This window comes from Alteromonas sp. BMJM2 (assembly GCF_027257845.1).
GTDB lineage: Bacteria > Pseudomonadota > Gammaproteobacteria > Enterobacterales > Alteromonadaceae > Alteromonas.
On sequence record NZ_JAPVOT010000001.1, the window covers coordinates 127,168 to 150,939 of the forward strand.

Sequence of the window (23,772 nt, forward strand, 5' to 3'; positions counted from 1 at the left end):
CTTTTTCAACTACGCATGCTCTCACATGGTTCTAATTCAGCGGCTTTTTTTGCTGGGTAAGTGCCGAAGATAACACCAATTACACTGCTTATTGATAGCACTGCTAAAGGCACCCAATAATTAAGATCGATCTGCCCTAATTCCGGCAAAAAGGCGCTAATAAATAAACTAAATAAAATACCTATAGCGCCCCCAATCATTCCTCCAACTAAACAAATACCAATAGCTTCTAGAAGAAACTGGTTTTGAATGTCACTTTTCAATGCACCGTTTGCCATTCTAATTGCAATCTCTTGGCGTCGCTCAGTCACAGAAACCAGCATAATATTCATAATACCAATTCCGCCAACAAGTAGAGCTATCATGGAAACAAGTGCTGAGACGAGAATGATGTTATTCATAATGGCTTTAGTGCTATCAAGTAATTGTTGTTGTACCAGCAGAAGAAACCCATTTTCAGGTCTATCTATACGACGCATTTGGTTTAATTTCTCAGCAATTTGTTGTTTCGTGAGGTTGACATTTGCCGAGGGAATAACGAGCATCTCTAATTCTAGGCTGCTGCGTAAAGGAACAAAGTTTTCGAAGGTACTAAAGGGAATAAAGATAGTGTCATCAAACTGTTTGTCGAGGGGATGATTTCCTACGGACTCAAAAACACCTACTACCCTAAACGCATGGCCATTTATCTTGACCCTGCATAACGCCAGGTTGTAACAGTTATGAAGTGCTCCATAAAGCTTACCTCCAACAACAGCCACTTTCGAACTTCTTAATTCTTCTATTTTATGAAAAGGTCTTCCCATGTGCAGCGCTAAGTTCTTGATTAAAAAATAATCGTGCATAACTCCCTTGATTGGTGTGATTTCGTCATAACGATCAGTAACTAAACGGACTTCACTAGAGGCCACAGCCGATATTTTGTGTATGCTTTTGTTAGCTTGCTTTAGCACGCTGGCATCTTTAATGGATAATTCAGGTTGTACTAGACTTCCGTCAGGTCGAAAGGGAAAAACCTTAATATACTGACTGCCCAGCTTTTCAAAACTTCTTGATACGTTGCCACTTAGGCTCAGCATTAGTACCACTACGCACACAACACCTGCTACACCAATAGAAATGCCCGTTGCGGCTAATACTGACCTAAACCGATTAGCCCTTAACGCAGTACTAGCGTTCAATATCAAATCAAGCCATCGCATTTTGATTTACCTTCCTTCCATCCTTTAGGGAGATTTGAACGCCTGCACGATCGCATAATTCTCTATCGTGAGTGGCCATAATGATCGTGACCCCCATTTCATTGAGGTTTTCAAATATGTCGAATATATCGTCCCTCGTTTTTGAATCAAGATTTCCAGTAGGCTCATCGGCTAACAAAATGAGTGGGTTCTTCACGATAGCTCTTGCAATTGCCACCCTTTGTTGTTGGCCGCCTGACAATTGTTTAGGCATTCGGTCTTCTATCTGGTGAAGTCCGACGAGAGATAGTGCGTTTTTAGCCCGCTCTTTCCGCTCATCAGGATGAATTCCTGCATACATCAATGACAATCCAACATTTTCTAAAATGGAAATTGTGTTGATTAGCTGAAAGCTTTGAAAGACAAACCCTATTTTATTCAACCTTATTAATGCCTGTTCGTCTGCAGTCGTGTTGGTGACGTCCAAACCACCGAGAAAGTAACTACCCTCTTCGAACGAGTCCATGCAGCCCAAAACGTTTAATAATGTTGACTTCCCGCTACCAGAAGGGCCTATCAACGACACCATATCGCCTTTGAAAATATTGAGATCTATATTTTCTAGCGCAATAACTTTCTCACTAGTGTTGGAGTAGCATTTATTGAGTTTAGTTGTCTTTACAATTAGCTCACACATCGTCTAGTCCGCGATGTAAATAAGTGTGGTCAACCTGTTGATATGGATTAAGAACAATATTTTCACTGCCATTTAATCCTTCAGTGATTTCTAGGTAGTCGTGTCCTACAGCGCCTACCTTTACTTTTTGTGTACGTAACGTGCCGTCTTTTTCCTGCACCACAACTAGATAATCATCAATGCCGTTTGGTTGAACCGAGGATATTGGGAGAGTGATACGCTCCCCCTCTCCTGAAGTGTTAATCCTTACGTGAGCAGTCATACCATTGATAAGTCGTTGACTGGTATTTTTGAGCTGAACGTGTACTGGAAACTGTGAAGATAAATCCATCACTTCCGATACCTGCTCGGGAGGTAATAGTTTCACGATCTTTCCCTCTAACTCTATACCAGTGAAAGCGGGGAAAGAGATAAGCGCATTTTGGCCTGGGTAGACCTTAAATAAGTCTATTTCCGCCAACTCACCCACTACCATCAGACTCAATTTGCCGTTTATAACAAAGAGTACTGAGCCCGGCATATTGGAAGAGCTGGGTAAAACAGACTCACCACTAGACACTTTTACTTTAGTAACAATGCCTGAAATTGGGGAGCGTATAATCGATTTGTCGATATTGTGAATAATCTGATGTTTCGCAACCTTCAGTTCTTCGATTTCAAATTCAAGCTGGCGTTTGTCTATGATTTGTCGTTCAAGATTAAGTAACTGTTGGTCTAGTTTATCCTCTGAGATAACCTTAGTACTATACAGCTTGAGATTTTGGGCATGTCTCTTCTTCGAATGTTCTATTTCAAGTAACGATTTTTGACGGCGAAGTTTAAGTATTTCTAATTTAGCGGTCATTTTTTGAAGTTCAAATTGTAAGTCGTCATCTTCAATAATACCCAAAATATCACCAGCCTCTACGTGCTGCGATTCGACTACATTTATCGATTCAATCAAACCAGTTCGAGGTGCTGTAATATGCGATTCGTTTTTTGATACAAGCTTGCCACTAAACTCAACCTCTTCGCTGATGAAGCGCAATTGCGGTTGAACGACCGAAGTAACCTCTGTATGACCGCTTCGGCTCGTATTAGCCGAGTAGGCCATTGCTACTATCAAGAGCGAGATAGTAGCAGTGATCAATTTATTTTTAAGCGTCATTACATTCCCCCTTCTGGCATGAAGACATAAAAAAGATAGAAGGTTACCACTATAATTACAGGCAATGAGGCAAACCAATTTATCCGTTTAACGAGATAAACCGCTAGCACAATTAAAAAACCAAGTAAGAGAAGGTTTAACTTGGACACTACATGCATTAACCCTGCAGTTTGGAGGAGATTTGAAATGACAGTAATGTCGTGAATACCAAATAAAAGTTGATGTTCCGGTGCCGCAGGGTGACCCAAGTTTTTGGCAAGCAGTAATACCAAATCAAGGGCTAAAAAAGGTATAGCAACCATGCAAATGATACTCAAAATATGTTGTAGCGTAATACCTGTTTTCTCTCTTTCTTTAGTGAGCGACACGCATCCGTTGACTGCACCTGCGAGAACGACGAGAACAAGCGGAACAACAAAGAGGTTGACGATAGGGCCTAGAAAGGAGAGGCTTTCAGCGCGTTCAGCAATTATCTGCTTTTTTCTCTGCGAAAGGTCATAGCCACTTTGAGCTAGATCGAACTCAACTTGAGCAAGGTAGTCGGTATTCGAAACAAGAAAAGTATCTCTTGCAAAGAACAGAATTATTAGCAGTGCAAGCAAAGTACCTAGTAATTTGATATTACCTTGCGTACCTAAAAATTCTTCGTAAAAATGAGACATACTTGTATCATCCTTTTATACATTACATGCAATACAATCTGCGACAATCATGACATAAACCAAGTATTTCAATGTTATATAGCCAACCCAAAGCCCTAGTAACATTATTGCACTGAATTTTTGAGACAAATTGAGTCCGCGAGTTAAGGCGATGTAAGTGAGAGAGACTAACCAGAGATTCACGAGATCGATAGAGGATAATACGGTCGACCAAACTTCAGATAAATTACTCATATAGCTTACAATACTAGTGACTGATGCAAGTTTCATTTGCGACAGTGTAAGTAATTCAACATCGCGATAAGTAAAATAGAATACGAACGAAAGGCTTAACAATGGCCAAATATAAGCAGATAGTAAAAGCTTACTAACCTTTAAAAATGCTACCTGTTTTCCTGTCATTCTAATAATAAAGAAAAAGAGTGCAGATAGCACAAGCATCTGAATTGGCATAATGGCTGCTGCCATCAGCGGCGACCACCTCGCCTGCGCTTCAAGCTCTGACTTAAGCGCGAGTATGTCTTGCTTGTCAGCTTCCAATGCATAGGATAAACGGTCAGCCTTAAAAGGTGGAGCGGTTTCCCCCGGGACAGAATAAAACTGTTCCACCGCCGCTGACTCCCAGTCTATTTTACTCAACTGGAGCTGTGCTGAAAAAAAAGCGACCAGCACGATGAAAAAAATAGGCGTCATGATAGAAATTGAACTTAATTCATCGCGAAACGCCTTGAGAGGATTGATTAACGCGTAGATTGTGGCCTTTACATCGTGACGGACATGTTTGGTTACATTAGCCGCTGCATTTGTCATATTTTCACTCCTTGGCAATACAAAAAGTCAGGGTAGCTAAAAAACTCCCCTGACTTTCGCTGTTATACGAGGGCCCGTTCTGTAAGCAGGCAGCCGCCTATACAGATTGTGGCGATAGCACAGCAACATACAACAGCACAAGCAATACCCGATTCATCAGCTTGTTCTTCCGTTGTGTTTGTCATTGATACGTTCATTTCGTCTAAGAATGATGGATTTTCTTGATTTTCCATGTTTTTTTCCTTTAATGTTAATTATGTATTACCTACTTGTTGGTCAGAACAGTAGGGTGTTATATCGCTGAAATGTAGAGAGTGTTCTTGGATAATTCCAAGTTGGTAAATGTACTTCAGCACTTCAGTGATTTGGGTTTGCGTCACTTTTAACTCCACCGAATGTTGGTGTAACTGGAGTGACGTAAAATCTGTTTTACTTGAAAATAGCTCGCCTAATCTTCTAAGCAGTTTCCCTATTTTCGGATTTTGAATAGACAGTTGCTTACCACTAGGCGAAGAGACTATAAAGCCATGCTCTCGTGGCGAACAATGAAATATAGGATTAAGTCGATATACCAGTGATGAGTTGTCGTTAGTGATTTTGAGTAAGCCAACAATGTGGTTTATTTTGACGTCAAAGTCATCGGCGGTGTTAAATTGTGTCTCATACAATGTTTTGTAGCCGTTGGGGCAGTTTTTAGAGGCTCTGCAACTTGTGACTAGTGAAATTGTTTTGTGAAAAAGGTTTATCTTTAGCCCTGAAATGCAGGCAATGGTTGGTGCTGCGGTAATTCGCCTTTTTTGGCCGCTTTCACTTTGTAAATAAATGACCTTGCCGCTATTGTCTTTATGCAGTTTTCTATCTGCATCCAGTGCTTTGCCAGCATTCGCTTTTACTAGTGTCGCTCCTTTCATCTGAGGTACTAACTGACAGAACAGCGTTTTCTCAGCAGAAAAGTGTTGGTATATTTTCTTTAACGAGCGAATGCTCAGGACGGAAAACCGAAGACTAGGAAATGATTCTATTGAAAGATTCATGATAAGTGCTTCTGTTCGCGATAAATCTATATCCGCTACTGCAGTGGTTACTTGCGGTTGAAAACCAGTCTCCTCATAGAAAATAGCGGCAAAATCTTCGTAAAAGGGGTGGTCTAGAGGTTCTGTGGCGTAATACAGACAAGACGAAGATAGAGTATTGCCAAACAATTGATGGCAGACTTTGCTGACATGTCTAAATAAAGAAAGCTGTTGCGGGTCCACTGGCGTATTGCCTTGGAATTTTTTTGCAGTAACACCGCAGAACCAACAGCCTACAGTACAACCACTGCTTAATTCGATAGCAAGCGGAGCGTGGGCAATCATACTATTGTGATCACCTAACTCTATTTCGCAACGGCTTTTCTGTCGCTGTAACCAAACATTGTAAGGTTCACAGAAAGCTGTTTTCTTTGTTTTGGTCTGTTGCAACAGGGACGCCTCAAATTCTAAATACTGTTGGCATAATACATTTTCAGCGCCTTTAGATACTGGGGCATTTGGGTCCCATAGTGGGCGAATGTCTTGTGGATCTATCTTTACTTGGTATTCAAGTAATTGGCAGCTTATGTCTAACCCGCTTAAAAGGCGTTCCCTCAGTTTTTCATCGGCATTAAAGACCTCAATGAACCTTTTTACATGAGCTAACCTGTAATATTCGCCTGTCTGAGTCACCCTCGTCAGAAACTTGTGTTTAGCTATTTTTGGCTCAAACTTACCGTTCTGTATTATCATTATTTTTCTCCCTGTGGGAGAGAGTGAATGCTAATAGCAGGTGTTTTTAGTCTGAATACCACCCATATAGCGAATGTGGCGATGCCTGCTGCTATCAGAATTACAGAGGCGATAGATGCATAGGACGCAGACAACAAAGGACCTGATTCTGAAAGCGCTTTAAATCCACTCAAGGAGTTTATGTTTGGTGACACGAAACCACTTTGATCCATTAATAAGCCATATACTGGCAATGCGAGAAGACTGGCTGATTGGGCAGCCATGCCAAGATAGGCAAACATTCGTCCACGGTTCTCGACGTTAGTGTTTACTTGTATTGATACGGTAACCATGCCATTGAAAAGACTAAAACTAGCGCTCAGAACGACCATACCGATAAATACATTTATTACGTTAGGTATAGCGATTAGTGCGTATGCCGCGGCCATCACAAGTAAAACGGTATTCGTATAGGTGGGTATTTTATTTATGTCACTAGCAAATTTGGAAATCAAAATACTGCCGACTAATGCACCAATTGAGCCCGCCACCATTAAAGCGATAGCCTGGCTATAGGGAAAGCTAGATAGAAAATAAAATGGAATAACAACAAGCAATGAGCTGCTTACAAAATTAACCATGATTGATTTGACAAAAATTCGCTTAATGACTGGAAGAGCAGACAATTCTGCGATAAACGCTTTTAGCCCCATTATATTTAGTAACGCTGAGGATGATGCTGGTGACTGCTCTTGTTTCTCGATACGTACGATTTGAATGCTAGCAAGCGCAAATAAATAGCTTATAGCGTCTAAAAGTAAAATTACACCGAGATTGAGTTGATAGAGTAAAATACCACCGATAACCGGAGTAATTAGACTGATTATGGAGCCTAAGCTTGCACGGAATGCCTGTGCTGTATGAAGTTTGCTGGTTCCAACGAGAAGCGGAATAAGTGACACAAAAGCCAAACCACTCAATGCTGAAGCAATTCCCATTACAACCGTGACGATGACGAGCAGTGCCATGTTTACCAGCCCTAAAAAAAATAGGGCAAGCAATACTAATGCTGAGCAAATACAGATAGTTTGACATAGCATCATCAGCGACAACTTTTTAAATTTATCAGAAATTGCGCCCAGCACAGGTGCCGTTAAAAGCACTGGAAGCCCGGCCGCTAGCATTACTAGTGAGAAATCAAAAGATGACTGTGTCTGTTTCATAACCCATAGCGATATACTAAAGCTAGTTACAGAAGAACCAATGTTTGACAGTGCTAATCCGAATAGGAGTATCTTAAAATATTGCATTGTTACGCTCCACGTTCGCGGATATGTTCAATAACGCCTTTGCTCGATACTACTTGCAGTAAATCACTGGCTTGTTGCGCTGTGACGTTATAGTCTCCGGACAAATGTTCAATCAGTTGATGGGGAGAGAATGTTTCTTGCTGGATGCAGCGAACAAGTTCGTGCAGGGTATCTCTGTGTTGATGGTGTTCGAATTTAAGCTCTCCGTATAACGAAGAGATACAAAAACCGTTGTCTAAATTGCTGACATTAATGCCGTCAATAAATGAGAGGGCCTTTTCTTGCGCCAGCCTAGCATTGACCATATCTTTGAGCTTGGTTTCGAAGTCGATGACATCGGTATAAGAGACATCTGCGTAGATTCGATATCCATTTGGCCATTCATTCGTCGCTGGGCAGGGGGATATAAGCTTAATATTTTTGGTTGTAATATTGATCAAGAAACCTGAAACACAAGCTATGCTTGGACTCACCTTGCTCATGATTTTTCTTTGAACTTCTTCCGAAACATCTCCGAGTTTGTATGCGATAAATTCGCTGTTTCTTGCTTTGCCAGCATTGGCTTTAGAAAAGATGGACTCTTTGTTTTGAGGAATACATTCAGTAAACAGAAGCTCTACGGAGTTAAATTCTCTGTGGACTCGTTTAAGTTGCGCGACGGATAAGCATGAAAATCGGTGTATGGTGGCCAATTTTGCATTGGGCTCTCGCAAAATGCGTTTTATACGATCTACATGTTTATGGCCTACTGCTGTAGTCACTTGCGGGATGTACCCTGTTTCAGCTATAAAATCAGATTGAAACTTTTCATAGTCAGTGGAATCCATCGGCTCTGTTGCCCAGTAAAGGAATCCTTTTCTGCAGTTGTCGCCAAAATATCTGTTTAGTGCGCTGCAAATGCCTTTCCACTCCTTTTCAAAGCGGTCGTAAATAGACTTCTCTGTGAGCTTTTCTGCTGAAACACCACAAAACCAGCAGCCTACTGAGCAGCCTTGATTCAACTCAATTGCAAATGGCGCATGGACTACCTTGCTGTCGTGAACACCCAATTCGAACTTGGACCGTGCTTTTTCTACTTCACACCATAACCTATAGTTGTTGTTACATTGCTCATAGCTATCATTCTTTGTGCCATCTAAATAATTTAGGCGAATCGTATTGTACTGGTTATAGGCATCGAGAAGTGGCCTGTTGATGTGCCTTTCAAAGTCTATCTGCGCAACGTTGTCGGCTCTCTCCTGCCATAGCGGTGCGAACTCCGCCGCTGAATTAACATACTCAGCAATAGGCAGGCCTTCTATGGCACTCACAGTATCTGTTGCGATTCTCGTTCTTAATTGAGGATCAGCAGCAAAGATTTCGGTAAACATTTTCAATGCAGACAAGATCGATTTGCCTTCAGGAAAATACGTCTCCGGCCTCTCTAATAATTCTGCTCTAAACTTATTGTCATTGAATGCTTTTTCAATAACAGCAAGCTCTTTTTCAAGCCGCACAATCAATGACTCTTTCATGCTGCACTCCTGGAGCTTTTGCCATTATCTGACTTTTTTGTTGGTTTTGGTTGTGGCTTTGGTTCGGTATTAGGTCCCGGTTCACAAAAAGGAAAGTATGGGCAAATACCAATCCCATCAGCAATGGTTTCGTTTTTTGATTCAGAAAAAGTTTGATTGCTATTGTTACGTTCGACATGAGCCAATGCACCTATTGAAGCCATTGCTACCGTTAACGCACAAAAAACAAAATTTTCCATTTTAACGTTTCTAATTTTAGATAGTTTAAGCATAGTTTTTTCCTTTTCATTATTGATTGAACGCCTTGCATAACGCTGTAGATGTAACAAGTGCTATTATTGGTATAGATGAAATTTGAAAAAATGTTTGGTGATTAAATTAGGATTTTATTAGAGATTTAAAAAAACATTAGGAAGTCATTAGGTCTTGGTTGGTTTTTTAGGAAATTCTTATTTTTTCAGTTGCTTACTTGATTGTATTTAAAAGTCGAATAACGTTACTAAGGCGTAAAACAAACGCATCAAGAACAAACCTGTTCTAAACTAAATAGGGAACAATGATGAAAAATGTAGCTGAAATTTTGAAAAGTAATCAAAGCAAATCTGAACACTCATTAGATAAAGTATCTGTTGATAAAGACACATTACGTCAACTGAGTGGTGGCAAAATGGATAACATCAATTCTTCAGGTTGGATATGTACTATCAGCGGAGAATGTAACGGCGGCCAGAGCTGCAACCCGTTTAGCCGCCTTATATAAAAACGAGTGAGTAAGAGCGACTGCAGTTTAGTCGCTCCGCTCTTTCATTATTCACTATCGCACCTCCGCACATGGTGTAGACACCACTTCAAGAGATACAGTATGGAACTAAAAAAATTAGCATTTTTCTTTGGAGAGGAAGTCCAAACGTGTAGACAGAGGTTGTGTGAACACTTATACGAAAAGGGTATTGCGTGCTCTAACTCGCTGATGGAAAAGGCAATATGCCATCTTAATTTTACTCTTTTCAACCAATCCCAAAAAACGCTAATTACTCATTTTCAGAGTGTTAAAGAACATATTTCATTTGACGAGTTCACGGAATCGTTTCAAAAAGAACCTGAGGTGAAGCACTTTTTTTTTAAACTTTATCCAGTTTTAAAACAGCGTATTGCTATACTATGCCAACATTGGTTAGAACAGACTGTCAATATAATTGAGCGATACCATATCGATAGAGAGAGTATTGCTAGCGACATACTCAATGTGACTGTAGCTCCCGATATTGTCGATATTCGTTACGCCATGGGAGATGCCCACAGAGGAGGCAAGAGTGTTGCTATACTGAAACTTTCTGATGGGCAAAGCGTCGTTTATAAGCCCAGATCACTGTCTATTGATAAACACTTTGCGCAGCTTATTCAGCAAGTTAATACATTTGCCAACACTGATTTAATTTTGCCTGTCTGTATTGATCAAAAAGACTATGGCTGGGTGGAGTATGTGGCTTATAAAAGTTGCGAAAACCAAGAACAGATCACAAAGTTTTATGAGAGGCTAGGTGCGTATACCTGCATTTTGTATATGCTAAACGGCACAGACTTTCATTATGAAAACCTAATTGCATGCGGTGACCATCCGGTATTGATCGATTTGGAGTCTTTTTTTCATCCTGAAATTCCCAATATTAGCGAGGTGAAAGAAGACTCTGTATTAATGACAGGGATATTACCTACCGAAGTACATCTGAACGAAAGCGTGATGCCTGACATCAGTGGCATGACAGACGTTGAGGGGACAGAAGGGATTTTTAATGCCATGGTTCTTGTACCTGATGGCTCGGGTGAATATGAATTTATAAGAAGAAAAGGCAAACTTGATGGTGCTCAAAATATACCGAAGCTCAATGGCGTAAAGGTATCATTAGATATTGACCAAGTTACGGTTTTCAAAAGTGGCTTTAAACACCTCTATGAAAAAGTGCTTGAAAACCAGTGTGCGTTTAAACGTTATGTTTCAGAGTTTAAAAATGACAATATCAGGGTTCTACTCCGTTTCACTGCATGTTACTCCTATTTACTGACGGAGTCAGACCACCCGGCGGTAATGACGTCACAAGAAGTGGAGTTCGAACATTTCAACGGTTTGTCTATTTCACTTCAAGACAATACCATTTTCAAAAAAACGATTAAAGACGAAATTGCCGATTTACGGAAAATGGACGTCCCATTATTTACAACAAAAGCTAACAGTAAAGATCTTTGGCTTGGCGACTCTCGAAAAATAAAAGCATTTTTTGAACACTCAGGCTTCGATACTGTTCAACGTAAGCTAGAACGTTTGAGTAAAAACGATTTGAGTTATCAACTGTGGATAATAGACACTGCATTAAAACTCAATGAAAACCTCTTACGAGAAAAGCCGTCATATGTAAATGATTGTGGACAAAAACGAGACGCTGATTTTGAGAGCCGTTTAATAAGACAGGCTCAAAAGGTCGCAGACTATATTGAAGCGCATCTTCATGAAGACGAAAAAGTTGCGAGTTGGATGGTGGTTCGCTCTTCTTCATTGGACAATTCGACGCTTAGTTTTGCTCCTGCCGGATTAGATCTTTACGCTGGAATGCCCTGCGAGATACTGTTTCTTACTTGTTTTGGAAAACATATGAATAGTCCTAGGCATAGTGAAATTGCGATGAAAGCATATCGCCTTTTTGTTTCCAAGTTGGAGTCAAGCTTACAAAAGTTAAATACGATAGGTCTATATTATGGTTGGGGCGCCATTATCCACACTTTTACTATGCTCAACAGGATCACAGGTAAAAGACATTTCCTTGATAAAATCGAGCTTATCATTGAAGACGTAAACTTTGATGCGCTTATTAGCGAGGATAAGCGTCTAGGGCTTATAAAGGGAGCTGCAGGCCTGATGCTAGCGTGCGCAAACAACTATTTATACAGTGGTTCTAAGAAAACGCTACGTTTGGCCGAGCAATGTGCTGAACACCTTTTGACGGAGCGACAGCAAGATTATCAAGGGTATTGCTGGCGGATCAGTAGTGCGGTTCCACTCACCGGAATGGCGCATGGCGCGTCTGGCTTTGCTATGGCATTTGCTAAACTATTCCAAGTAACAAACAATCAAAAATACCGACATGCCGCACAACGTTGCATCGATTATGAACGCTCTTTATTTCTACCTGATCAGCAAAATTGGCAAGATTGTCGAGACTTCGTTATCGAGCAATGTGAAGGCAAACCATTTTCTTCAGTGGCATGGTCGCATGGTGCACCAGGCATTGGTTTGTCAAGACTAGCTTTGTTGCAAGCCGGTGTTAGCGACGATGAGTGCGTGCATGAGCATGCGACAGCCGTCAATACGACGTTAAAAAAAGGGTTCGAAGGTAATGACACCTTAATTTTTGGTGCATTTGGAAATTTAGAGTTGCTTATTGGAAGTTACCACTATTTTGGCGAAGATTACTTAAACGTATTAGAGAACAGGACAGAAGCAGTACTACAAAAAATAGAGCAATTTGGTTGGGATTTAGGTGACAAAAATGTTGATTCCTTTGGTTTGATGATAGGGGTAACCGGTATTGGGTATCAGTGTTTGAGGGTATTATTCAATGAGAAAGTTCCTTCTTTGCTAGCTTGTGTTAAGTAATTGTCAATATTTGAAACGCATGAGAAGCGAGGGATAAACAATCATGATGAATAACGATTATGCATTAGAGCTCAATGGTATCCGCAAGTCGTTTTTGGGGCGTCGCGTCCTAAAGGAGGTCGACCTTGCGGTACCAACTGGCAGTGTTTTTGCCTTTCTTGGGAACAATGGTGAAGGAAAATCGACCACAATAAAGATCCTTACAGGTTTAGCGGCGCCAGACCAAGGTTCAGTCGTAATTTGTGGAAAAAAACTTTTTCGCCCAAAGAACCATTTTGCTAAAAGATCTCAACAAGCACCTGATTACAAAGTATTAAAAAACTTAGGTGCGCTAATTGAGTCACCTAGCATCTATCCAAACCTTACCGCAAGGGAGTTCCTTTCCATAGGCTGTAAGATAAAGAGGCTTCCTAAATCAGAAATTGCTCATGTATTAGATATTGTTTCGCTAACCGAAGGCGAAAAAGATCTCATATCGCATTTTTCATTGGGTATGAAGCAAAGACTGGCGATTGCACACGCTTTATTGGGTAGTCCAACATTGCTCATTCTTGATGAACCTACCAATGGACTCGATCCACACGGTATTCGAGATATTCGAAGGTTATTGTCAGATCTTCCAGACATGACCAATACTACCGTTTTTTTTTCCAGTCACAATCTTGATGAAGTCGAGAAAATGGCCTCTGATTTTGCGGTTTTGAAAGACGGAAAAATTCAAATTTGTACTGACATGCCCTCTTGGAAGAAGTCACAACAGGTCAATATGGTGTTGGAAGTATCGACAGCCAACAGGGCTTGGGAGCTACTTTTAGCACATGGCTTTAATTGTAGTGTTGTCAACGAGCGCTGTCTTAACGTCAACAATATACGCCACCAACAACAAGCTAACTTACATGCCCTACTGATAAGAAGTGGTTTTGAATTATATCAATCTTATTATCAAAAATTAACGCTAGAACAGTGGTTTGCCAATGAAAACAGTCTTTGAACTATCGAGTGATATAACAACAATTCTTTGTGTAGAAGCACTCAAAGTTAAACGCTCGCCGGTACTGATGATGGTAGTAGCCTTGCCCTTTTTGGTTATCATATTTTCATTGGGATTAGCCCTAAAATCTGCCGACCTAAGCCTTTATAACTCGAATCAATGGACTAGTTGGTGGGCTAATGTAAATGCCTTGTGGTGTTATTTTATGATGCCTTTGTTAGTGGCCCTAATTACAGGCGCTATTAATGGCAACGAGCATAAGAACCATACTTGGCGACTCATGTTAGCGCTTCCTGTAAACCTAACTATCTTCTACGTATCGAAACTTTTTTTGTCTTTGTTATTCGTCATCGTTTCTACGTTCGCGCTCTGGTTTTTTGGTTTATTGGCTACCTTAATTATGTATTTGTTTGGAGCGCTTTTTGATGTTAGTTACGGCTACACACTACTTGTTGCTATTCCAAAAATTGTCATTGCAAGTTTACCTATCTTAGTGATTCAGCACTTCATCAGTTGGCGGCTCAATAGCATGATTGGCGCTTTAGCAGTCGGTGTGGTTGCCACTATGGGAATTGTACAAATAGGCAGTTCTGAATATTGGGTTTACTTTCCATGGAGTTATATGTTGATGGCAAGTATGTCAACGTCTGTAGCGCTGCAGGAAAAAGCGGTTTGGTTAAGTCTCTTCATTGCGATTGTACTGTTTGTTTTCAGTCTGAAATTTATATCTCAGGGTAAACGAGCAGGATGATACATTACATCGCCTCCAATACTTGCTTAATTTTTCGGTATTACGGGAAAGGTTATGTCAGTTAGTTTCAAACTCTATCGCCAACTGGATCTTATGGATTGCGGTGCGACATGTCTAATGATGATTTGCCATCACTTCGGAAAACACTTTTCTTTGGAAAAAATGAGAAGACTGTGTGACAAAGGGCAGCAGGGTGTTACTTTCTTAGGCATTAATAATGCTGCAGAAAAAGTGGGACTGAAAACGTTGCCAGTAAGAATGACGGTAGCGCATTTTATGCAAGAAACACTGCTCCCGTGCATCGTACACTGGCAAGGGAACCATTTTGTCGTTGTTTATAAAATTAAAAATGGCTATGTGTATATAGCCGATCCTGCTGGAGCTAAGATAAAGTTGACCGCTAGTCAATTTAAAAGAGAGTGGACTGGAAATGAAGATACAGGGATTGCTTTATTTTTAGAACCTACAGATAAGTTCTATCAAGAAGCAGATGATAGCACTCAAACAAACAATGGTTTGAGCCAGCTTCTGAGCCATTTGTTTCGTTTCAAAAATTTTATGGTACAACTTGGGATTGGCGCGGTATTGGGCTCTATGCTGAACCTTATAGTTCCGTTTTTGACGCAAGCACTTGTTGATCACGGTATAGGAAACAACGACATAAACTTTGTGTATGCCGTACTTGTTGCTCAAGTAATATTGTTTGTCAGCAAGCTTGCGAATGAGTTTATAAGAGGGTGGATTTTGGTACATATGGGGACCAGAGTGAATATCGCCGTAATCTCAGAGTTTCTGATGAAGCTAATGCGCCTTCCCCTTTCTTATTTTAGCTCAAGGAACCTTGGGGATATTCTTCAACGTATTTCTGATCATAATAAAATTGAGGAATTTCTAACCTCTCATTCTATCACTCTTGTTTTTTCAATGATTAATTTGATTGTCTTCAGTGCGATTATGATGACTTATAACACCACTATCTTTGCTATTTTCTTCATTGGCAGCGTGATTTCGATTATTTGGGTCACACTTTTTTTAAAACGACGAAGAGCATTGGATAATCAACAGTTCGCGCAAATGTCAGCTAATCAGAATGCAGTAGTGCAATTGGTAAATGGTATGCCTGAAATCAAGATGAATCAAAGTGATTCCAGATTTCGATGGGCTTGGGAGCGCATTCAGGGGCGTTTGTTCAAGGTTCGTGTGAAGGCATTAGCCCTTGAACAATACCAGCAAGCCGGTACGCAATTTTTGAATGAAGGAAAAAATATTCTCATCACATTTTTCGCCGCTAGCGCTGTTATAGATGGTGACATGACACTGGGAATGATGATGGCAGTAATCTATATTTTAGGTCAAATGAATGCACCCATTGAACAGTTTTTGCAGTTTGTGAGGCAGGCTCAAGATGCCAAGATTAGTATGGAAAGACTCAGTGAATTACAAAACCTCAAAGATGAGAAAGAAGAAATTGGAGAGGCAATATGCAACCTCATTCCCCCGGGGCAAATCACATTGCACGATGCATGCTTTAAATATTCAATCCATGATGAGGGGTATACCTTAGACCATCTAACATGTGAAATTCCTTTTAAAAAAACCACAGCTATTGTTGGCACTAGTGGTAGCGGTAAAACTACCTTACTGAAGTTGATGCTAAAATTCTATAATTTGAATAGCGGCAAGATGACCGTTGCGAACAATGACTTACGCATACTCTGTCCTGATACGTGGCGAAGTAAATGCGGTGTCGTAATGCAAGACGGCTATATTTTTGATGATACCGTTGCTAAAAATGTGGCTATGGGGATTGAGCAGATTGATGCGGAACGTTTATATCAAGCATTGGCAACAGCGAATATTCTTGAAGAGGTAGATAGGTTTCCTCAAGGTATCCAAACCAAGATTGGACAAGAAGGCCTAGGATTGAGTGGAGGACAAAAGCAAAGGATTCTCATTGCTCGAGCCGTATACAAAAACCCAGAATATCTCTTTTTTGATGAAGCAACTTCAGCTTTAGATGCCAACAATGAAAAGGCGATCCACGCTAATCTCGAAACATTCTTTTCGGGAAAAACGGTCGTTGTGATCGCACATAGACTTAGCACGGTCAAAAATGCGGACCAGATTCTTGTGCTGGACAAAGGCAAGATAGTTGAGCGGGGAAATCATTTGCAGTTAACTGATAAAAAAGGCTATTACTTCAATCTCGTTAGAAACCAATTAGAATTGGGAGAGTGACATGGCAGAATCTGATATTTTTGAGTCAGATCCAGTTGAAGATATAGTAGGGCGAGCGCCTTCTTGGATCGTAAAAAGTGGTACTGCACTGCTCTTTTCCGTGTTTTCTATTCTTTTAGTTCTGACCTGGTTTATAAAATACCCAGATACCATAGATGCCCCGATCATATTGACTTCTAAAAAACCGCCTGTAGAGCTGCTATCACGTGTTGATGCGAGAATCGTTAGTATGTTTGTTGTTGATGAGCAACTAGTAGACAAAGGGACGCCTTTGTTGTTGCTAGACAGTGATGTTAATTTGCAAGACGTTTTACGCCTTGAAAGCGCGTTAGTGAAGCTAAGGGCCAGTTTTTCTGATAATAGTATTGAACGCTTCAGCGAATATACAACAGGTCGAACGGCTTTTGGTCAACTACAGCCGTCGGTCAAAAATCTCTTTAATGCCGTTAATCAGTACATGCTTTTCATTCAGTCAAGGTCACTTGAAAACCAAATAATCAGTAACAAAACCCTATTAAAGCGGTATATCTCACTGCACGAACAACTACAAAGCAAAAAAAAAACACAGCTCCGAAAACTCAGTATAGAGAAGAATAACTACAATCGAAATAAGGAGCTGATTGATAGAGGGGTGATTGCGCAATCAAGTTTAGTATCTCTAGAAAACCGCTTTCTTGATAGAAATCTGTCACTGGACGACCTTAATATTCAATTGGAACTCAATAGAGTGAAACAAGAGGAAATTAGCAGTGACACCCTTCAAACCTCGATTAAACTAGAAGAGCAAAAACGCACCTTCCTTTTCAACATCGAGCAGGCTCTTCTTGGATTGGAGAGTGAAATAACGGCTTGGAAGAGAGATTATCTTGTTGTAGCTCCCATTGCTGGAAAAGTTTCATTTGCGAATTATTGGAGTTCAAATCAGCAGATTCAGCGAGGTGATGTCGCATTAGTAGTCTATAGCGATACCACTGAGATGATAGGTAAACTGTATGTTGATCACTTGGGAGCAGGAAAAATCAAGCATGATCAGCGTGTAAGTATTGAACTTGCCAGCTATCCATCACTCGAATTTGGTAAAGTGTTTGGTACCGTATCACGGATATCAAATGTTCCAGGAAAGAAAGGCTACGCTGTTGATGTTACCTTACCTGAAAACTTAATAACCAGTTACCATCAAGCCCTACCTTATTCGCCTAAAATGGTAGGGGCTGCGCGTATCATCACTCAGGATAGAAGGTTAGTAGAGCGTTTTTTCGATAAGGTGATTTACGCTTTTGAGGAGACGTGATCGCTTCCTCAGTTTTTCATTCATGCGCCAATAAGTTTGCAAAAGCCGATTAGGTGGGAGTATCATAAAGGACTGCTTTGCTGCCTCTTCCCAACCCCCTCCCCTTTAAATGTCACAGACCTCACAAACTGAATAGTCTTCAACTTTTCGATTAATCTGCCTCTCTATTTCAGGAGATTCAATAGAACGACCCAGCAGAATATTCGGTATATTGCTTAATAGGTCCGTGATGCTACCACACACTCACTAACACTTTTTCGTTGATTGGATCTTGTTTAAATATAGAAAAGTAGCGATGCTGTAATAAAAGCTAACGTATAAAGACTGATGTTATATGTGCTGGACTCTACATCAGTGTCATATGGCTATTAGCAGACGATATATAAAACAAATAATAAGTCAGTTACTTAAAGAGGGAATGGAGATGATTGAAATTTCAGGTCTCGCTAAACGCTTTGAGGTCGAGAACCCGAAAAAGCTTAGCGAACAAGAGAAAAAAGATCCGCGTTTAAAGGGGCGTTATTTTCAGTCTGTTAGGGATGTGTCTTTTACATGTCAAAGTGGAGAGGTTCTTGGTTTGCTTGGACCCAATGGAGCGGGTAAAACGACAACGCTTCGCATGTTGTCAACGGCACTTCGTCCAGATAGCGGCAGCGTGTTAATAGATGGCCAAGACATTTTGGCGAATCCTAATGTTGCACGTAAAAAGATAGGCTTTTTATCAAGCTCCACAGGTTTGTATGGTCGACTTACTGGTAGAGAAAATATCAGTTACTTCGGCGAACTGCATGGATTATCGAAAAGTACGATTAATGCTCGTATTGAAGAAATGGCAGACTTACTTGATATGCAGAGTTTCTTAGAGCGACGAGCCGAAAATTTTTCATCTGGGATGAAGCAGAAAGTATCAATAGCGAGAGCGGTTATTCACGAGCCTTCACTTGTTGTGCTTGATGAGCCCACCACGGGTTTAGATATTATGGCTACCAGCACCGTAATGGAATTTATCCAGCGATTAAAAGATAAAGGCACGCCAGTTATTTTCTCTACCCACCATCTAGATGAAGTGCAAACGCTGTGTGACAAAGTAACCGTCATCAATCAAGGTGAAACGGTATTCAATGACTCACTAGCGGCGTTCAGCGCACTTTCTGATGGCCAAATGCACAAGAGTTTCCTTAAAACACTAGAAACAGAATCACAGGAGAAGAGCAATGTGGTTAATCTTTAAGAAGGAATTTAAAGAGTTATTGCGGGATAGAAAAACCATTATCTTTATGATCTTGTTACCGCTATTACTGTTCCCCGCAATCTTTGGTGTGGGCATTTTCTTTATGAGTAATGCCGCTGAAAAGGCAGAAAACGAAATTTTAAAATATGCCATTGTTGGTGAAGTTTATGCGCCAGATATTGTTGAGTCGTTCAGTCAGGCTTCTGATAAGTTTGAGCAAGTCGCTATTGACGGCGCTGATACTGACACAGCTACCGACAAAGAAGGCTACGCAACGCTGATTAAAAACGAAACCTTAGACTTCGTGCTAGTAATACCTGAAACCTTTAACCCTGATATTTTGACATCTGGGCAGCACAAAATTGAGCTTTATCTTAATGACGCTGGGCTTAATAAGGTGTATGGACGGGTAGCTGAAATTATCGATGTATATATGGATGAATACCAGCTTTCTGCATTTACGCAGTTAGGTTTAAATGAATCTCAGCAGGAGGCGCTGCTAAAACCCATTTCAATTGAAAAGCAAAATATTGCCGACGATAGAGAAGTGTGGGGAGAGCGTATTGGCGGCTTCCTTCCGTATTTCATTTTCATACTGTGCTTACAAGGTGCAATGGCACCGGCCGCTGATTTGGGGGCAGGGGAAAAAGAAAGAGGTACACTAGAAACATTACTTATCTCACCAATGGACAGATACAAACTTGTACTGGGTAAATTCTTTACGGTAAGCGCTGCGGGGATCATTACTGCCCTCATCACCGTATCATCTATGGCTCTGTGGGGAATAGTCTTATCGCAAGGCATGGCCATCGAATTTGTCGTTGAAGTGATGTCCATGATTGGTATTGTAGATTTTGTACTTATATTTCTTATGTTGGTGCCTGTGGTGGCAGTATTTGCCGCTATTTTGCTTTCCCTGTCTATCTATGCGCGCTCATTTAAAGAAGCGCAAAGCTATATGGGCTCGCTAATCATGGTAGTTATCTTCCCTGTGCTGATTGCCATGATGCCTGGTGTAGAACTGAAAGGGGCGTGGGTGTGGGTCCCGTTAACGAATGTAGCTCTCGCGATGAAGGAACTGTTTAAGGGCACTATGGATTACTTTGCGCTGTTCGGTATTTTCACTTCCACGGCCGTTATCGCAATAGGCCTTATCATGTTTTGCATTCATTGGTTCAACAAAGAAAAAGTACTATTTAGATAGCCAATGGACAACAGGTATCAGTGTGAGCGCCCCGTGTGGTTGGAAGGTGGTTAATCCTACCAGCAACACGGGGCGTTTTTTTATGCCGTGGAATATTTTCGAAGGCCGGATATTTGGCTAATACAAAGGAAGCGTGTCATACCTCAAAATCGATTCGTTTGATGATACCTTCCCAGCCCGGCGGGATCTTCCCTTGCAGAACATACGAGTAGGCGAGCAGCTCGGCGATAACAAAATACAATGACTCTGGGATATCCTGGCCTACATCAAGTGTGGCAAGTACTTCACTTAAATAAGGGTCTTCATGAATAAGTATTCCTGTTTCTTCTGCCATAGCGATGATGGCTTCGGCGAGGTCGCCATAACCCTTTGCCACCACTTTGGGCGTATTTTTCCTGTCGCCTCCTTCGTACTTGAGGCCTATGGCACGTTTAGCCTTGTTTTGCTTATCTGAACTCATCGCAATAACTCATTTACCATTTTTACGCTTCTTTTGAAAAAGGGAGACTCAACAGAGCGTTTCCAAGGGGAACGCTAATAAGAAAAACTATCAAAAAAAGCATTCAAATCACGATTCACACTTTGGTCTCAAAAATATGATGAGGACGGCTATTGAGTGTGTCCGGTATATGGCCGCGTTGAAAACTCGAATTTTCAACATGAAGACCCAGCCCTTCTAACCGTTTGGTTAAATACGGCAGTGTATCTGCAATTCTTGCCAGAATAACGTCATTAGACGCATACAAGTCGAGTGTTATTGACTCTTTATCTATTTTTGATTTGGCAAGCACCTGCCCCGTATCGCCGATATCCAATTTCATAGTGACGTTCCATAGACCCCGCTGCTCGCTATTTTCTTGCTGTTGCCGCTGTTTGTGATTTTCGCGATAGATAAGCAGTTCCGGTGGCGCGCTGTGTTGAGACAACGTGGGCAGCACGTAATAAAAGGCATCTTGACCTTGAATACGTGTATCTGCTTGAGTCACTTTGCTTTGCTGATGATTGGCAAGTAACGTTTTTAATTGAGCTAACAGCTGCTGACGGCCATCTAACTGGTTTACATCTTGGCTAACCCTGCTTGGCTGAGTGTTACTTCCCACGCTTGCTAAGGTTTTGGAGATAATAGAGTCAGGTGCATCTATTTGCGACTTCAGGCTGGGCTGTCGCTGCAGGGCTCTTCCCGCTAATGCGAGTTGAACAAGTGCAACAAGTCCTTGTACAAAACTCGATACCGCAACGGGAGAGGTCAGCGTTGATGGCGTTGCCAAAAGTGCTGGGCTGTTTAGCAGCGTTTGAATACGCTGAGGCAATGACGAGTCAGACCCTGACGTACCGGCCTTTAAATTAACGTCTTTAACCTCTTTGTCCTTTCCTGTGCTGTCAGTAGATTTCACGTCAGACTCGGCTAAAGCACTTGTCATTTCTTTGGCTAGCGCGTTTCGTTCACTAGCACTTATTTGCTGCTTACTGGTGTTATTTGAAAGTTGCTGCAATAGATTATTAAACAGCTCCACCGAAGCGCTTTTTGCTTCAGATTTTATCATTTGAGCAATTGCCCCCAGCGAGGGCTTTGTTGCGTTTGCTTCTTTGGTCGATTGGGTGTTCGCTGCGTTTTCCACCGCATTTGCAACCTGAGTAGAAGGTGCCTTTTGTGCAGGCAATCCCTGAGTTGTTTCAAGCTGTGGCTTGTTTAGCGCCGAAGGCGACGCCGAGCGAACATCTATGCTTTTTAGTTGCTGTATTAATTTGGACAGTGCAGATGACGTATCTTGTTGAGCTATGGAATTACCTTGTACTTGCCCAGGAGCGCTAGTGTTCGGTCTATTCTCTACAATGGACACTAGGGCTGTAAGGGCACTAGCGGTGCTGCCAGTTTGATTTAATAAAACACGGGAGAGTGAGCGAATGGCGTTATGTACATCACTGCCGCTAAGGGACTCAGGTGCAGTTTTAATACTGGCACTGTGAGCATTATTAACACTATGAGAGCTATGTAATGACGCATTAGGTGCTAGCCGTGAACTTGCTCCTTTTCCAGCTTTTAATATTTCAATGCCAGTAAGTTGAGATATCGGCAGGCTTTTAACATCTACATTACGCAGCTGTCCTTTGCTCAATACAGGCAATATGTCCTTGGCTAAAAGTGAAGCTGAAGCCGGTAGTGAAAATGTGGTTAGCACGCTATTTTTTGTAGTGTGAACGCTTAGTGTAGCGCTTGCTGCGTCCTTTGTATTTAAGGAAAGTAGACTTACGGCTTTTAAGGTGTTGTTGCCAAAACTTGAGATAGAGAGCGACGCCGAACCAGGGAGAAGCTGCTTTAACGCTGAAGGAGCACCGCGCTCTTGAGATATCGCCACACCGCCTTGTTTAAGTGCCTGCTCAATAAGTTGGTATTGAGCTTTTGCACTTATATTTCCTAGTGATAGGGAGTCTAAGTTTGTGCGCTGCTGTGCAGAGCTCTTGCCCGTTAACTCGTTGGCAATAGTATTTAAACTAGTGTGTAGGGTTAGCGCAATATTCCCACTTAGCGTCCTGTTAAGGCTGATGGAAACGCCTTTGCCAATAAGGTTTTGAAGAGATGCCATTGACTTAGCGTCTAATTGCGCCAAGGGCAAATGAAGTGATTTACCCCCCTCTATACCAAGGGTTACTTCTTTACTGGTAACAGAATGTATTTGTGCCCTAAGCGATACGGCGGCTCCTTCAGCGTTCTTTAAAGCTTCTGCGATTGCTTTAAACAGTTGACCTTGCTTATCCAAAGGAATACTTGTGCTCTGTGATATCACCTCTACAGACGTCAATGCAGCGTGTACTGTGCTGTTTATTCCAGAAACCGTCGCTCCAGAGCTATTTACTCCCAAAGCACTTGTCCCAGAGCCACTTGTCCCAGAGCCACTTGCCCGAGAGCCGAGGGATATGAGTTGAGGCTGCTGTATTCCTTGGCGAGCAACAGTATCGGGGACACGTAAATTCGCTTTTAACTGGGGAGTGCTTAGGGCCAAAACATTATCTGGAAGCCGAGCAACAACTACCTTAGCGGCGTTATCAATTGCTACCGCCCGTGATAGCGGGTTGCTCCGGGATTGATTCATAGCGCCTTGTTGAGTAGGTGCCGAGCCTGTACCAGCGGAGACCGGACTGGTGTTTTGACTTCCAGCAGCGCTCGCAGCGCCGGATTGCCCTGTAGATTGTGCTGTTGTTTTCAGTACACTCGCGAGAATATTGGAAAGTTGCGACGTCATGTGATTGGTATCGGCCTTGGCATGTTTTTCCTTAGCTGAGTAATTAATAAAGGCACAATCGATTATTATAGTAAAGCAGGTAAAAAGCCGCCTATTAAACCAGTTATTG

The 23,772-nt window shown here is 41.5% G+C and carries 20 protein-coding genes; 8 read left to right on the forward strand and 12 right to left on the reverse strand.

The annotated features are described in order from the left end of the window. Positions 1 to 5 precede the first annotated feature (5 nt). The 10 genes from O9X84_RS00515 to O9X84_RS00560 form a co-directional block, all read right to left on the reverse strand. Positions 6 to 1,202: an ABC transporter permease gene (locus O9X84_RS00515; RefSeq protein ID WP_269517539.1), complete on the reverse strand. Its 1,197-nt coding sequence runs from the start codon at positions 1,200 to 1,202 to the stop codon at positions 6 to 8. After that, positions 1,189 to 1,878 carry an ABC transporter ATP-binding protein gene (locus O9X84_RS00520; protein WP_269517540.1) on the reverse strand — a complete coding sequence of 230 codons (690 nt, stop codon included), beginning with the start codon at positions 1,876 to 1,878 and terminating at the stop codon, positions 1,189 to 1,191. The genes O9X84_RS00515 and O9X84_RS00520 overlap by 14 nt, the downstream gene beginning before the upstream one ends. Continuing rightward, positions 1,871 to 3,025 (reverse strand): efflux RND transporter periplasmic adaptor subunit, encoded by a 1,155-nt coding sequence (locus O9X84_RS00525; RefSeq protein WP_269517542.1) that lies wholly within the window; start codon positions 3,023 to 3,025, stop codon positions 1,871 to 1,873. Before O9X84_RS00525 ends, O9X84_RS00520 begins: the two co-directional genes overlap by 8 nt. Beyond that, positions 3,025 to 3,687, reverse strand: coding sequence for a hypothetical protein (locus O9X84_RS00530; protein WP_269517543.1), 663 nt, complete (start codon positions 3,685 to 3,687; stop codon positions 3,025 to 3,027). Before O9X84_RS00530 ends, O9X84_RS00525 begins: the two co-directional genes overlap by 1 nt. 15 nt (positions 3,688 to 3,702) lie before the next feature. Continuing rightward, positions 3,703 to 4,497 carry a hypothetical protein gene (locus O9X84_RS00535; protein ID WP_269517544.1) on the reverse strand — a complete coding sequence of 265 codons (795 nt, stop codon included), beginning with the start codon at positions 4,495 to 4,497 and terminating at the stop codon, positions 3,703 to 3,705. Positions 4,498 to 4,559: 62 nt separating this feature from the next. Beyond that, complete coding sequence (locus O9X84_RS00540) at positions 4,560 to 4,730, reverse strand: hypothetical protein (protein ID WP_269517545.1); 171 nt, start codon at positions 4,728 to 4,730, stop codon at positions 4,560 to 4,562. Between the two features lie 21 nt (positions 4,731 to 4,751). After that, positions 4,752 to 6,263: a hypothetical protein gene (locus O9X84_RS00545; protein ID WP_269517546.1), complete on the reverse strand. Its 1,512-nt coding sequence runs from the start codon at positions 6,261 to 6,263 to the stop codon at positions 4,752 to 4,754. Next, on the reverse strand, positions 6,263 to 7,552 hold the full coding sequence (locus tag O9X84_RS00550; protein WP_269517547.1) for an MFS transporter: 1,290 nt from the start codon (positions 7,550 to 7,552) through the stop codon (positions 6,263 to 6,265). The genes O9X84_RS00545 and O9X84_RS00550 overlap by 1 nt, the downstream gene beginning before the upstream one ends. Before the next feature lie 2 nt (positions 7,553 to 7,554). After that, positions 7,555 to 9,066 (reverse strand): radical SAM family RiPP maturation amino acid epimerase, encoded by a 1,512-nt coding sequence (locus tag O9X84_RS00555; RefSeq protein ID WP_269517548.1) that lies wholly within the window; start codon positions 9,064 to 9,066, stop codon positions 7,555 to 7,557. Beyond that, positions 9,063 to 9,338 carry a hypothetical protein gene (locus tag O9X84_RS00560; RefSeq protein WP_269517549.1) on the reverse strand — a complete coding sequence of 92 codons (276 nt, stop codon included), beginning with the start codon at positions 9,336 to 9,338 and terminating at the stop codon, positions 9,063 to 9,065. The genes O9X84_RS00555 and O9X84_RS00560 overlap by 4 nt, the downstream gene beginning before the upstream one ends. 284 nt (positions 9,339 to 9,622) lie before the next feature. On the opposite strand from O9X84_RS00560, the gene O9X84_RS00565 reads away from it, so the two are divergent. The 8 genes from O9X84_RS00565 to O9X84_RS00600 all read left to right on the forward strand — a co-directional run bounded on the left by O9X84_RS00565 (position 9,623) and on the right by O9X84_RS00600 (position 20,421). Next, positions 9,623 to 9,826 carry a hypothetical protein gene (locus O9X84_RS00565; protein ID WP_269517550.1) on the forward strand — a complete coding sequence of 68 codons (204 nt, stop codon included), beginning with the start codon at positions 9,623 to 9,625 and terminating at the stop codon, positions 9,824 to 9,826. 102 nt (positions 9,827 to 9,928) lie between these two features. After that, positions 9,929 to 12,715 (forward strand): type 2 lanthipeptide synthetase LanM family protein, encoded by a 2,787-nt coding sequence (locus O9X84_RS00570; protein ID WP_269517551.1) that lies wholly within the window; start codon positions 9,929 to 9,931, stop codon positions 12,713 to 12,715. Between the two features lie 43 nt (positions 12,716 to 12,758). Beyond that, complete coding sequence (locus O9X84_RS00575) at positions 12,759 to 13,706, forward strand: ATP-binding cassette domain-containing protein (protein WP_269517552.1); 948 nt, start codon at positions 12,759 to 12,761, stop codon at positions 13,704 to 13,706. After that, on the forward strand, positions 13,690 to 14,457 hold the full coding sequence (locus tag O9X84_RS00580; RefSeq protein WP_269517553.1) for an ABC transporter permease: 768 nt from the start codon (positions 13,690 to 13,692) through the stop codon (positions 14,455 to 14,457). The genes O9X84_RS00575 and O9X84_RS00580 overlap by 17 nt, the downstream gene beginning before the upstream one ends. A gap of 54 nt (positions 14,458 to 14,511) precedes the next feature. Beyond that, complete coding sequence (locus O9X84_RS00585; RefSeq protein ID WP_269517554.1) at positions 14,512 to 16,695, forward strand: peptidase domain-containing ABC transporter; 2,184 nt, start codon at positions 14,512 to 14,514, stop codon at positions 16,693 to 16,695. 1 nt (position 16,696) lies between these two features. Further along, the gene (locus O9X84_RS00590; RefSeq protein ID WP_269517555.1) at positions 16,697 to 17,986 is read left to right on the forward strand and encodes an HlyD family efflux transporter periplasmic adaptor subunit; all 1,290 of its coding nucleotides are present in this window, start codon (positions 16,697 to 16,699) and stop codon (positions 17,984 to 17,986) included. Positions 17,987 to 18,410: 424 nt separating this feature from the next. Next, on the forward strand, positions 18,411 to 19,217 hold the full coding sequence (locus tag O9X84_RS00595; RefSeq protein ID WP_269517556.1) for an ATP-binding cassette domain-containing protein: 807 nt from the start codon (positions 18,411 to 18,413) through the stop codon (positions 19,215 to 19,217). Beyond that, positions 19,201 to 20,421 carry an ABC transporter permease gene (locus O9X84_RS00600; protein ID WP_269517557.1) on the forward strand — a complete coding sequence of 407 codons (1,221 nt, stop codon included), beginning with the start codon at positions 19,201 to 19,203 and terminating at the stop codon, positions 20,419 to 20,421. Before O9X84_RS00595 ends, O9X84_RS00600 begins: the two co-directional genes overlap by 17 nt. Positions 20,422 to 20,557: 136 nt before the next feature. Here O9X84_RS00600 and O9X84_RS00605 read toward each other — a convergent pair whose 3' ends face one another. Together O9X84_RS00605 and O9X84_RS00610 are read right to left on the reverse strand one after the other, a co-directional pair. Continuing rightward, the gene (locus tag O9X84_RS00605) at positions 20,558 to 20,881 is read right to left on the reverse strand and encodes an EscU/YscU/HrcU family type III secretion system export apparatus switch protein (RefSeq protein WP_269517558.1); all 324 of its coding nucleotides are present in this window, start codon (positions 20,879 to 20,881) and stop codon (positions 20,558 to 20,560) included. 115 nt (positions 20,882 to 20,996) lie between these two features. Continuing rightward, positions 20,997 to 23,663, reverse strand: a complete 2,667-nt coding sequence (locus tag O9X84_RS00610; RefSeq protein WP_269517559.1) for a flagellar hook-length control protein FliK — start codon at positions 23,661 to 23,663, stop codon at positions 20,997 to 20,999. Positions 23,664 to 23,772: the final 109 nt, after the last annotated feature.